The sequence below is a fragment of the Saccharopolyspora aridisoli genome, assembly GCF_004348445.1.
GTDB classification, from domain to species: domain Bacteria; phylum Actinomycetota; class Actinomycetes; order Mycobacteriales; family Pseudonocardiaceae; genus Saccharopolyspora; species Saccharopolyspora aridisoli.
This window is the reverse complement of the sequence record NZ_SMKV01000004.1, coordinates 204,717-217,024: the sequence shown is the minus strand read 5'-3', so window position 1 is coordinate 217,024 and position 12,308 is coordinate 204,717. Positions and strand designations below refer to the sequence as shown.

The 12,308-nt window shown below is 68.5% G+C and carries 10 protein-coding genes; 3 read left to right on the top strand and 7 right to left on the bottom strand.

Features of this window, described 5'->3' with window-relative positions:
- Nucleotides 1–504 precede the first annotated feature (504 nt).
- Nucleotides 505–840, bottom strand: coding sequence for a hypothetical protein (locus E1161_RS27920; RefSeq protein ID WP_132620016.1), 336 nt, complete (start codon nucleotides 838–840; stop codon nucleotides 505–507).
- A gap of 275 nt (nucleotides 841–1,115) precedes the next feature.
- On the opposite strand from E1161_RS27920, the gene E1161_RS04930 reads away from it, so the two are divergent.
- The 3 genes from E1161_RS04930 to E1161_RS04920 all read left to right on the top strand — a co-directional run bounded on the left by E1161_RS04930 (nucleotide 1,116) and on the right by E1161_RS04920 (nucleotide 4,000).
- A complete protein-coding gene (locus E1161_RS04930) occupies nucleotides 1,116–1,562 on the top strand; it encodes an FHA domain-containing protein (RefSeq protein ID WP_132620014.1) in 447 nt (148 codons plus the stop codon).
- 913 nt (nucleotides 1,563–2,475) lie between these two features.
- On the top strand, nucleotides 2,476–3,495 hold the full coding sequence (locus tag E1161_RS04925) for a molybdopterin-dependent oxidoreductase (protein WP_235874790.1): 1,020 nt from the start codon (nucleotides 2,476–2,478) through the stop codon (nucleotides 3,493–3,495).
- Between the two features lies 1 nt (nucleotide 3,496).
- Nucleotides 3,497–4,000 carry a hypothetical protein gene (locus tag E1161_RS04920; protein ID WP_132620010.1) on the top strand — a complete coding sequence of 168 codons (504 nt, stop codon included), beginning with the start codon at nucleotides 3,497–3,499 and terminating at the stop codon, nucleotides 3,998–4,000.
- A 164-nt stretch (nucleotides 4,001–4,164) separates the two neighbouring features.
- On the opposite strand, the gene E1161_RS04915 is transcribed toward E1161_RS04920, so the two are convergent.
- The 6 genes from E1161_RS04915 to E1161_RS04890 all read right to left on the bottom strand — a co-directional run bounded on the left by E1161_RS04915 (nucleotide 4,165) and on the right by E1161_RS04890 (nucleotide 11,739).
- Nucleotides 4,165–5,208: an NAD-dependent epimerase/dehydratase family protein gene (locus E1161_RS04915; protein ID WP_132620008.1), complete on the bottom strand. Its 1,044-nt coding sequence runs from the start codon at nucleotides 5,206–5,208 to the stop codon at nucleotides 4,165–4,167.
- Nucleotides 5,209–5,256: 48 nt separating this feature from the next.
- Nucleotides 5,257–8,418: an arabinosyltransferase domain-containing protein gene (locus E1161_RS04910; RefSeq protein ID WP_235874789.1), complete on the bottom strand. Its 3,162-nt coding sequence runs from the start codon at nucleotides 8,416–8,418 to the stop codon at nucleotides 5,257–5,259.
- Nucleotides 8,415–9,155 carry a TVP38/TMEM64 family protein gene (locus E1161_RS04905; protein WP_132620006.1) on the bottom strand — a complete coding sequence of 247 codons (741 nt, stop codon included), beginning with the start codon at nucleotides 9,153–9,155 and terminating at the stop codon, nucleotides 8,415–8,417. The genes E1161_RS04910 and E1161_RS04905 overlap by 4 nt, the downstream gene beginning before the upstream one ends.
- A gap of 630 nt (nucleotides 9,156–9,785) precedes the next feature.
- The gene (locus tag E1161_RS04900; RefSeq protein WP_235874788.1) at nucleotides 9,786–10,394 is read right to left on the bottom strand and encodes a methyltransferase domain-containing protein; all 609 of its coding nucleotides are present in this window, start codon (nucleotides 10,392–10,394) and stop codon (nucleotides 9,786–9,788) included.
- Entirely contained in the window at nucleotides 10,391–11,080 is a 690-nt protein-coding gene (locus E1161_RS04895; protein WP_132620004.1) for a TIGR04282 family arsenosugar biosynthesis glycosyltransferase, read from the bottom strand. Before E1161_RS04895 ends, E1161_RS04900 begins: the two co-directional genes overlap by 4 nt.
- Complete coding sequence (locus E1161_RS04890) at nucleotides 11,077–11,739, bottom strand: glycosyltransferase family 2 protein (protein WP_132620002.1); 663 nt, start codon at nucleotides 11,737–11,739, stop codon at nucleotides 11,077–11,079. The genes E1161_RS04895 and E1161_RS04890 overlap by 4 nt, the downstream gene beginning before the upstream one ends.
- Between the last annotated feature and the right edge of the window lie 569 nt (nucleotides 11,740–12,308).

Below are 12,308 nucleotides of genomic sequence, written 5' to 3'. Positions count from 1 at the left end.
ACGTCGCCCCGTCCGGGGGCGACGTGCGGGGACCTTCCACCGAGCAGGTAGGGCAAGGAGCGGAGGCCGTCGGAACCGGGATCGAAGGCTGTGGCGAGGCTGATGAGCCGGTCGGAGGAGATCGGATCGGTTGCCAGGTGCCTGTGTGGTCCGGCAGGTGATCACCCGGTTCTGAGGCATCCGGTTCTGCTTCGTGGCACTGAAGCGAGATCCGGCGATCGGTGCCGTTGACGTTCAGCGGACGGGTTGCATCTCGGAGGCGAAGAACGCGGCGTGGCCGACCTGCGGCCCGCTACCAGTTAACAGGTGTCGTCCGTTGACTTCGTACGATGATCGGACGCTAGTTCTCGCATGGCTTCGTCGCAACCCCCCGATTCCAGAGCGCTGAGATCCGAGGAGCGCCGCCGAAAAGACCGCCGCGCCCGCAGAACGACTCGCTGGCGCAGGGATTGCGCCCGGGGGACCGGTTGCCCACCGAAGCTCAGCTCGTCGAGCGCCACGGATTCAGCCGGACTGTGATCCGGGGTCGGCATCCGCCCCGGCCGCGGATTGACGGTGTCCAAACCGGACGGTTCGGCGATCGTCCGGCACTGCTCGCTGATGCTCGGGGATGAACGCGACGACGTTCCGGCAGCGGATGGAAACCCGGCTGATCATCGAGGCGAGGTGACCACGCTCGCGGCGGCGCGCCGCACGGGGGAAGACCTGGACGAGCGGCGCGCGTCGGTGGGCCGCGTGGAACGGCACATGAGCGAGTACCAGGCCTGCCACGAAGAGCACGTGCGACTTCACGAGAATCCTCACGCGAGGCGGCCGGAACCCGTTCTCCTCCTCGTTCATGGACCCGGTGAACACCTGCCTGCGCGAGTGGGCGAACTGGTGCTGGCGCCACCGTCTGGTGCCATCCCCCTCGCACCAGACGTGCCAAACCACAACACCGGCACCTCCGGTGCTCACCGGCCTGGCCATCGCCCAGGTGCAGTGAGGCGCAACACGCCGGATTCGGGACGAAATGCCTGGTCGCCGGTCCCTCACTGGCCTGCATGCTCGTGGCGGCCCCCAAGGAGGGGGACTTCTCGAAAGCCGATTCCACTGGTTGTGGGAGGGGAAAGCTGATGGGTCAGATCGCCGAGGTCGCCGGACTGTTCGACCAGCGCACGTCGCACGATGTGCCGAGGCAGGAGCTTCCCGTCACCGGGCGCTTGGGCGAGTTGATCCCAACGCCGCGCGAGGCGGGGACGAGCATGCGGTTGGTGGTCGACCGAGGGGCCGACGAGGGGGCGGAGTTCGTGATCTCCGCGTCGCTGACCGTGATCGGGCGGCACCGCGACTGCGACATCGTGATCGACGACGTGACGGTGTCCCGGTACCACGCGGAGCTGGAGATCGAGGACGGCCGGTGCTTCCTCTACGACGGCGGTTCGCTCAACGGAACATACGTCAACAGGCGTCCCGTGGAGCACATCGAGCTGTCTGACTCCGACGAGGTCTGGATCGGCAAGGCGCGGTTCACCTTCCACGTCGACGCAGCGGCCGACGTCCCCGAGCCTGCCCAGCGGTGAGAACGGGCGCGTGTCCAGGCGGTGAGACCGCCGGGCGCGCGCTTCGTTGCATCCAGCGAGCTGGTCTTCGTGCGACGCGGGCGGCCGAGCGCGCTCCGCCTGAGGCCCCAGCGGCAGCCGGGCAACGCGCTGGGTCCGAACACCCACCCCGGCAACGCGGTTGACGAATCCCGCAGCGATTGACTCGGATGGCCGCTGCTTCCGCCGACATCTCGACTCCCGCACCGACGATCGACTGCAGTATCCGATGTGGACCAACAATCCGGCGACGGCCCGGGACTTCGTGCGGTTGGTCGTCGCGACTGCGCACGACCCCCTCGGCACGCGCTCGATCCACAGGCCTGGGGGTCGGCGGTCGATGTCGGCCCTCCCCGCCCTGACACCCTTCTTGCCGCCGTAGTCGACCTCGCAGGGGAGTCCGGCGTCCACGAGCGTTCTGAAGGAGCATGCCGAAGAGGAGTGACCCCCTCAGTGGACGACGATCCGGCATGCGTCGAGTCCGGTGCTCGGGCAAACTGTCAGTATCCAGTTGCGTGGGGATGGCTGCATCCTCATGACCTTTCCGGGTGGTGCGGTGTCCGACGAGAGCGACGCAAGCAGAGGTTGGTCCCGGGACGACCAAGGAACACCTCCCGATGAGTTCGGGTTCCCGGTCCGGGTGTGGCGCATGGTGGCTCGTCACCGCCCGCCTGGTTTCGGGCGGAGCCGACTGTGGCGGAGCCCGCTGCGTGGCCCGTGGTTGACGTCAGTGTTGGGTGCGGTCCTGTTGCTGGGCCTGCCACCGGTGATCATCACTGGTCTACTGTCGTACGCCGCTTACGGTCCGCAGTTCGGGCAAGCGATGCCTCCCGAGGTGGGGTGGTTGCGGCTTCCTCCGTTCGACTGGCCGGTTCGGCCTGCCTGGCTGTATCGGTTGAACCAGGGTGTGCACGTCGGGCTGGGCCTGGTCCTCATTCCGGTGGTGCTGGCCAAGCTGTGGTCGGTGGCCCCGAAGCTGCTGAGTTGGCCGCCGAGCCGATCAGCGGCCCAGCTCCTGGAACGGCTGACGTTGCTGTTGCTGGTCGGTGGCGTGTTGTTCGAGATCGTCACCGGGGTTCTGAACATCCAGTACGACTACGTCTTCGGATTCAGCTTCTACACGGCGCACTACTTCGGGGCGTGGGTGTTCATCGGAGCGTTCGTCGTGCACCTCGTGGTGAAGGTCCCCAAGATGATCAGGGTGTTGCGGTCCCGATCGCTTCGGCAGATGCTGGGCACGTCTCGGGCCGAGACCCGCCCGGAGCCAGTCGATGACGACCTGGTCGCGCGCGAGCCGTCAGAACCCACGTTGTCGCGGAGAGGTGCGCTCACCCTGGTTGGCGGTGGTTCGCTCCTGCTCGGTGCGCTCACGCTGGGACAGAGCGTAGGAGGTTTCACTCGCCCGAGTGCGCTGTTGCTGCCGAGAGGTCGGGACAGCGGTGAAGGGCCGAACGGTTTTCCCATCAATCGCACCTCGGAGGCAGCGGGCATCACCGCGGAGTCCACCGGCCCGACGTGGCGACTGGTGCTCCTGGGTGGGCCGCAGGTCATCGAACTCGACCTCGCCGGGCTGCGGGGAATGGCACAGCACTCGGCGAAGCTACCCATCGCATGCGTGGAGGGGTGGTCGACCACGCAGGTGTGGAGCGGTGTCCGGCTGCGTGATCTCGCGATCCTCGCGGGCGTGCCGATGCCGAAGTCCGCGCAGGTGAAGTCGATGGAAGGTTCCGGCGCTTTCAACCAGGCGACGCTGCAGGCGAACCAGGTGAGCGATCCCGATTCATTACTGGCGCTTCGCGTCAACGGCGCGGAACTGTCGCTGGACCACGGGTACCCGGCACGGGTCATCGTTCCGGCACTGCCGGGGGTGCACAACACGAAATGGGTCGAGATGATCGAGTTCCGGAGTCGTTGAGATGGCCGGGGTGGGGTGGTTCACCAAGCTCTACGGAGCGGGGCCCGCACATCTGCTCGCGGTCGTCGGCTGTTTCGCGCTGACCACCTACAGCGTTGTTCTGATCTGGGGTGAACCACAAGTGGTGCGGATGGCCGTGTGGTTCGCTGCGGCGGTCGTGGTGCACGATCTGGTTCTCCTGCCGGTGTGCTCGCTGGCGGACCGGGCACTGGCCGCATCGCTGCGGTCGGCTCCCAAGGCGCGAGTGCCGATCGTCAACCACATTCGGTCGCCGGTATTGGCCGCAGGTCTCCTGTTCCTGGTGTTCTTCCCCGGTATCGTCCAGCAGGGAACGGCGACGCACCTCGCCGCGACCGGTCAAGACCAACAGGTCTACCTCGGTCGCTGGTTGGCTCTCAGCGGGACGTTCGTCGCGGTGAGTGCGGTCGTCTACGTGCTTCGCAGCGTGATCGCGCTGCGACGGTCGCGCAGTCACAATCCGTCCAGTGTGGACGAATCGACCTGAGCGCACCCTCTGATGCGCGATGCTGCTTCGTTCCGTCGTGGCTGCGGGACCGTGCGTGGTGGGTGGTCGTGCCAGGACCTCCGGCGGTGCGCCGAGGCTGGGTGGCGGCGAGCCAGGAACACCGACCCGGCACGCAGCGCTGTCCGGGGCTGGGATGGGCAGCTTCACGCTCGGAGTTCGGCGGTGCCGAACTCCTCCATGCCGTCGTCGAAGGCGATCTGCGGGCGGAAGTCCAGGTCTCGCTCGGCCCGCGCCGGGTCGGCGGTGATGTGGCGGACGTCGCCGAGGCGGTACTGGCCGGTGATGATCGGGGTTGCTCCGTTGGCGGCCTTCGCGAGGGCGGTGGCCATGTCGGCGATGGTGCGCGGTTGTCCGGAGCAGATGTTGTAGGTGGTGAATCCGGGATGTTCTCGTTGGATTGCCGCCAAGTTGGCGCGGGCGATGTCGTGGACGTGGATGAAGTCGCGTCGTTGAGCGCCGTCTTCGAACACCTTCGGTGCTTCGCCCAGTGCGAGTGCTGAGCGGAAGAGCGAAGCGACTCCCGCGTAGGGGGTGTTGCGGGGCATTCGTGGGCCGTAGACGTTGTGGTACCGCAGTGCTACGGCCGATCCGCTGGTGTGGCGTGCCCACACGGCGGCCAGGTGCTCTTGGGTGAGCTTGGTGACGGCGTAGGTGTTGCGGGGGTCCAGTGCCGCGTCCTCCGGGATGAGTTCGGGGTGGAGCGCGCTGCCGCATCGCGGGCACCGTGGTTCGAAGAGTCCGCGGTCGAGGTCGGGTGGTGTGCGGGGGCCGGGTTGCACCGTCCCGTGGGCGGGGCAGGAGTAGCGTCCTTCTCCGTACACGACCATCGAACTCGCGAGGACCAGTCGGCCGATGCCGGCGTTGGACATCCCGGCGAGCAGGTGGGCGGTGCCGAGGTCGTTGTGCGTCACGTAGTCCGGCATGTCGCCCAAGCCGGTCTCCAACCCGACCATGGCGGCTTGGTGGCAGACCACGTCGATCCCGGTCAACGCGTGGCGCAGCACCGCCTGATCGCGGATGTCGCCGCGGACGACCTCGTAGCTCTGGAGGTGATCGGGCACGGTTCGACTGCCGTGCGCGGCGGGGAGCAGCGCGTCCAGCAGCCGCACGTGGTGTCCGCGGTCGTGCAGGAGGTCGGCGATGTGCGAGCCGATGAATCCGGCTCCACCGGTGATGAGTACGTGCATCTCGTCCTTCCTTCACCATTGTCCCGGGTCACCAGGTGAGTGAGGTGGCTACGGGGGTTCGGACGTCGGTGCCAGCGGCGGTGAGATGCGCGGCGGGCCGTGCCAGCCCCATCGGGAGGTCCACGTCGTATCGGTGTCGTAGCCGTCGGTTCGCAGCGGGTAGTCCACGGTCTCGACGTGCCCCCACTGCTCGTAGCGGGGTTTGTCCTCGGTGCCGAGGAGCCGGGTGGGGACCCTGATGCGGGTGCCGAGCTCGTCCACTCCGGCGAAGCTCCCGCCGACCGCCTGCTCGTAGGCGGCCCTGCCGGCCAACTTGAGGCTGTCGGGCGGGTTGAACAACAGTCTCGGTGGTTGCACCAGCCCATCACCGACTGCCGCCAGGTCGCGCACGCAGGGCAGCGACCACGTCATCGACCAGTCGACGTAGGTCGGTGCCGGACTTCCACTTCGCTGGAGGAATTGCCGCAGCGGCACGACCGCTCTGATCCGGGGCCCGGTGACGGCCATCCAGCCCGTGGGGTCGGTGGTGGCGTCGGTGGCTCGCACGCGGACGCGGTCGGCACCGGGCGGAACGGCTCGCGAGTCGAGGTGCAGGGTCCGCCAATCCGGGTTGTCCTGCGGTTCCTGTGTGATGACGTGGTCGGTGGGGTAGGTAGCGCGCTTGTCGGAGTCCTTGTAGGAGTCGTCGATGAGTCGTTGGCCGAGCGGCCGAGGTGTCCCGTCGGGGTGGGAGCGAGCGAACTCGAGGGTCAAGCTGTTCCCATCACCGGTGCGTCCGGCCACCGACACCGCGATCTCTCGGTCGGGGAGTGGTGCGGGCAGGGAGAACCACCGGCTGGTCATCGATCCGGTGCTGATCGCTCCACCGGTGAGGCTGCCCCACCACCATCGCGCCGTGGCGGTGCCGGGCGGGTCCGAGGCGGACCCGGCACCAGGGGTGAACCCGCGGAGCTGATCGGTCCCTTCGCCGGGGTTCAGCGTTCCGCTGGGAACTTCTGGTGTAGCGACGAGTTCGTCCATGATCCCGCAGTTCGCGCCGTTGCGGATCCGCGAGAGGTTGTGGCCGCCGAGCGAATAGCCGTCCTGCTGGCGCAGTGGTGCCACGGCGAACGACACCAGCAGCATCCCCACCGACGAGACGACGGCTGCGGTGGCCAGAACGGCTGGTGCGCGAAGGATCATTCGCGCTGGTGCACCGGGACGGCTGCGTCCTCGCAGCAGGCCGACCACGAGCAAGGCGCCGGCGAGCAACAACCAGGAGAGCGGGCTGTTCAACGGGCGCAGCGGCTGGTGTCCCCACAGCACCCCGAAATGCGAGTGCAGGAACCAGTTGTTGGTACCGGCGAACGAGGTCGCCCCGGCGAGGACGGCCAGGCCGGTGCCGATCAAGCCGATCACGACCGCACCGGGTTCCTGCTGCCACCGCCGGCATGCGACCGCGAGCAAGATGATCGAGGACACCAGCGCAGCGGCGCCGATGCCGGCGAACGCGCCGAAGTAGTGCGTCCACTTCGACGGGGTCAGCCACAACAGCGCGCAGCTGATGGCCGTGCAGGCGGGCGCGACGTGGATCAACCGCATTCCTGGCAGTCGCCGCGCCCCGCGAGCGAGCAGCAGCGCGGTGCAGACCAGCAGCGCCAGCGTGAGCAGGACGGGGACACGGCGGGCGATCGAGCCTTGGGGGCCGAAGCCGAGGAGGTTGTCGTACCGCAGCACTTCCTGGAACCAGGGCACGTCCGGACCGTAGAACCGGTGCAGTTCGGTGGCTCTGGCCGCACCGAACCAGGACTGGTCGGCGAACATCGCGATGATGCCGACCGCTGTCACCGATCCCAGCAAGGCAGACGGTGGGATCGACGACCACACCGGTCGGGCGGGGTTGCGTTCCTGCAGCCGACGCAGGATCCGCGGTGCGAGGACGAGGAACGGGACGAAGCTGGTGAGTCCGATCGGGCTGGCCGCGGTCGCCAATCCCGCTGCCAGCACGCCCAGCCCGAGCAGGGCGTGCCCGTCGGTCCGGGTTGCCCCGCGGACAGCGCAGGCCAGGGCGACGGTGCTGCCCAGGGCGGTGAGTGCTTCCGGTCGGGTTCCCATCCCGAACGGCAGCCACCAGGCCAGGAAGCTCAGCGCCAGCAGAGCGCGGATACCGAGTGCGCGGCTCATCCGGGGCAGTAGCACCGGCGCCGCTCCCCGGCTGAGCACCAGCCAGGTCAGCAGACCGGCCAGCGCGCTGGGCATCCGCAAGACCATCGGGTCGCCGCTGACCGCGCCGAACGGTTCGAGCACGTGGTGGGCCAAGGCGAACGGCGTCTCGGAAGTGTTCTCCCACCGGTAGTAGTTGCTGGGGACGCCGGTCAGCCAGCCTTGGCGGGCGATCATGCTGGCGAAGCCGTCGTCCGGTGTCACGGGCCCCAGCACGAGCCAGAAACTCAGCACGCCGACCACGCCGACGTCGACCGCGCGAGGCGGCCATCCGGACCGGAAGCGCGAGATGACCCGTCGGGTCAGGGGGTCCGACGTTCTCGTTCGGCGTCGCCGATCAGCCGAGGCGAGCAACGCGAGTGCTCCGGTGGCCAACGCGAGTTGGATGACGATGAGCACGACCTTGGGCGCACTCGGCGTGTTGCTGAACCAGTCGCTGGTCGTCGCGCGCACCGTCAGGGCGCTCGCATCCCGCGGTGCGAGGTCGGTCGCCAGTGCGAAGATCTCCTCGACGTGCGCGTGCGGGTCCGTGCGCACCTGATCGCCCACTCGCACCGTCGTCCCGCCCGCATCGGCGTCGAGCACCACCGAGCAGTCGCCGACCGGGACTGGTGTGGAGAACACCTCCCGGCCACCGACGAGGACGAGGACTCGATCGTCGTCGGTGGTCAGCGCGAAACCGTCGGTCGGACGCCCGGGAAGGTGGCTGCTGATCAAGGTTGTCGGCTCTCCCCGCTGCTGGCCCGAGCGCAGGGCGGAGCAGGGGAGTTCCACGTGAACCTGCTCGGGGGCATACGGCACGAACAAGGCCATCGTGGACTCGGCCGGACGTCCTTCCGGTGGCCAGCTCACGGTCGTGCTCTTCGCGAGTACCGGCATGAACGGAACCAGCAGGGCCGCGATGATCCCCAGACCCCCGACCAGCAGGCCCACCCAGCACCAGCTCGTCCGCTGCGGGCGTTCCCGCTGTTCGTCGAGCGAGGTGGATTCACCGTCGGTCGACGTCACCGGGACTCGTCCTTCCCGCAGCCGCTGTCGTCGGACACCGTGCGGTCGACGGCCTTCGTGGACCTGGCGCGACGCCCTCGGACGAGCACGGCGCCGCCGACGAGGAGCACGCCCAGCGCGGTGACGACCAGGATCGACACCGGCGACTGCAGCGACGTGGCTTGGTCTCCCAACGTGACCAGCACGACGGTCACCGGGATGATCCCGATGCCAGTGCCGACGACGTACTGGTGCAAGCGCACCGAAGTGATGGCGAAGGCGTAGTTGACCAATCCGAGCGGGACGACCGGCACCAGGCGCGTCACCGCGACGGCCCAGGTGCCGTGCCGCTGGAGGAAACCGCGCCACGCACCAGCAGCCGGGTCCACGGCCGCAGCGGCCGTGCGGCCACCGCCGAGCAGGAACGCCGCAGTGGATCCGAGCATCGCACCGCACCACACGACCACGATCCCGATGGGTATCCCGAACAGCGTTCCGGCGAAGGCGGACAGCACCGCCATCGGCAACATCGACACCGTGGCCATCGCGTACACCAGCACGAACAGCAACGGCGCCCACGCGCCGAAATCGGCCACCCAGGACTGCGTGGTCGCCAGCGTCGGCACGCCGTTGCGGAGGAGTCCGATCCCGACCGAACCGACGATGAGCAGCAGCGTTCCGAGGCGCGTCCACGGGGATCCCACCCATCGGAACCGCTGCGCAGCAGTCGTGCCGCCGGTCGGTGAGTGCTGGTTCATCCGATCTCCTCGCCCGTCGTTCAACGGATCGCCCCTCGGGGATCGCGATCGACCGGAGACCGATGCGGGTACCTGCTGAACCTGTGCATCCGTTCGCCCCACGGCGTGAGCGGCGCCGGAATCCACGGCGAGGTCAGCGTCCTCCGATCGCGTGAGGAAACGTCCGGGCCTGTTCGCCGATGCACGACCTGGTTGGCGTTCGACAGCGTCCGGCAGAGCAGACCGGGATCGTTCCTGTCACCCCTGATCGTCAGGCCCCGGAGCTCCACGAACCCCGGGATCTCGCGAGACGTCTTCCCGTCTTGCAGGACCCCGACACTGCCACCGCCCTCGGTGGACGCGAAGAGGCTCCGGCCGAACGACGCGACGTCAGGCAGCCCCGGGGCCGGTTCTTGTTCGGTTCCGGCCGGTGGGGGAAGCTTCCCGCCGGGTGCGGGTTGCGGCGGAGTGGCGGGTGGTTCGGGCGGTGGTGGAGTGCTGGGTTCGCCGCACCCCGGAAGCACGGTCATCACCAGGGCAACTCCACCGAAGCGCATGCCCCACGGCGTGGTCGTCCGGTGCGTCATGATCTCCTCTCGCACTGGCCCTGTGTTCCGTCACAGGTCCGAAGAAGGCCCGGTGCGGTCGCGCCTAGATCCGGATCAGTTCGGCGAACCACCGATCGTCGCGGTGGGCGGTCCACCCGGTTCGAAAGCCGGCGGTGTCGGCGATCCCGTCGACCGCATCCATTCCCACGTGTGCCCAGCGGAACCAGGTGCCACCGCGGATGCTGCAGCGTCTGCACCGCACGCCGATGCCCGGTGGGTGGAGTTCGACGACTGCGCTGCCACCATGTGCCAGCAGCTGGTGAATCCGGCGGAACAGACCCACCGGGTCACCACCGATGCCGACATTGCCGTCGGCCAGCAGCACATGACGCCACGCACCTTCGCCCGGAATTCGCTCGAACACGCTGCGGCGCATCACCAAACCTCCGCGCTCTGCGGTCATCCGCGCCGCCACCCGGGAGGTGTCGATGCCGATCGATGCGGTGCCCCGCGCGTTGAGCGCCCGAGTCATGCGTCCAGGACCACAACCGACATCCAGGGTTGGCCCGAGGCACCGGTCGAGCATGAGCACATCGGCGGCGTCCGGTTCGCCGTTCCAGCGCTGCACCGGCAGTTGCTCGCACTCACCGCTGTCCAGGTGCAAGCAGCAGTCGTCGGCGATCAACGCGGGGTCGAACGCGTTCGCGCTCACGGCCGGTCGCCGATTTCTATGGCGACCTGCTCAACCGCTGTGGCGAAGCGGGAACCGGGTACCGACTTCGCGACCAGCTGTGCGTCCACCATGGTGTCTACATCGGACAGCTCGGCGAGCGGATCGACGCCAAGCCCGGACGCGCGCAAGGCGCGCAATGTCCGGTCACCCGTGTCCGGCCGTGACATCGGCACGTTCCGCAGCGCCTCGGCGAAGCGAGGTTCGCGCAAGCCCAGTGCCCACCACCCCCCGTCGCTGGCCGGACCGACCACGGCATCCGGCCCCGCGACGCGGTGCAACGGCTCGGCGCTCGCAGCGAGGAGATCGGGAGTCACCTGCGGGGTGTCCATTCCGATCTGAAGCACCGGGCTCCCCGGGAACGCGCGCCCGGCATCCGCATGCGCCGCTGCCAGGCGGTCGCCGAAAGCCGCGCCACGCTGTGCGAGCACGGTCGTTCCGGCAAGGGCTGCTGCGATTTCCCCGGCCTGCCGGGCCGCCGCGATCTCGCCCGTCCAGGCCACGACCGGCTTAGCGCCCATCGTCCTGATCGCGTCCAAGGTGTCCAGGAGGCTGGCCGCGGCGATCTCGGCGGCCTGATCGGCGCTGGCGGGCGGCGTCAGCCGCGTCTTGGCCAGCCCAGGCACCGGAGCTTTCGCCACGACCAGCACGACAGTTCGGGACCTCATCGCAGCACCCCCAGCATGTCGCGCACCGCCCGTGCGGTCCCCAGTGCAGAACCGGTGACCTTCGACTGCGTTCCTGCCGATCTCATGTGGTAGGTGACCGGGAATTCCCGCACCCGCCACCCCGCACGTCCTGCCCGCGCCAGAACCTCCAACGGGTAACCGAATCCGCGGTCGGTCACCTGCAATCCGAGGAGGTCGACACGCCACCCCACCCGCACCGGGCCCAGGTCCCGCACCTGCACGCCTCGGCGGCGCAGGACCGCGGCCAGCACCGCGTTGCCTGCCCGTGCGTGCCAAGGGAACGCCTCGCGCTGCACGGGCATCCGCCTGCCCACCGCGAGATCAGCGCTTCCTCGCCGCACGGGCTCGACCAAGGCGGGCAACTCGGCGAGATCGATGGAGCCATCGCAGTCGGCAACGCACACGATCTCGCTGGTCGCCTGCAGCAAACCGGCGTGCACGGCAGCTCCGTAGCCGCGTTGCGGCTCGTGCACCACGGTCGCCCCCGACCGCGCGGCGACCGCGGCGGAGCCGTCCGAGGAGCCGTTGTCCACGACCACCGCTCGATACCCGGCCTCACGGGGCAATCCCGCCAACACACCCGGCAACGCCGCGGCTTCGTCGAGACATGGAAGGACCACATCGACTGCGGCACTCATCCGCGCCACCCGCCCGATGCGAAGTCGATACTGCGGCGGACATCACCCGTTCGTGGAATTGACATCGCCATCACCCCGGGTTCGATCGTTCTGCACGTCTTGGGACCGGATGGACCGAGAGGTCGACGCACCGATCCGCCCGCGCCGACGTGTCGGTCAAGCCGCACGTGGTATTCGATCTCCTGGTCGATCCCCCACCCGCACAGCGCCTTCGACAGTTCCGGCTGCGTCCGCGGTCGCCTGTAGGAGCCCGATCGCTTGTCGATGAGTCCTCGCTCCTGCATGCGCATCGGTGTGACCTGCACGATGAGCGCCGTCGTAGAATACGAGTCCGATCGGGTGATCGCATGGAGTCGCCCCTACGGGCACCGTTGGTGTTACCGCCTCGAACTCCTGGGCGAAGACTGCACGCGCGTCATCGAGATCTCCGACTGGTCACCGCGCGCAGGAGACGATCGCTCGAGTGGACCGCGGCCCGCGGGTGAACACTCGGCTCGGGAACATCGCTGGCCGGTGCGGGAGGGATCGCATTGCAGAACGACGTGTGCGACCCCATGCGTGTGCCGACG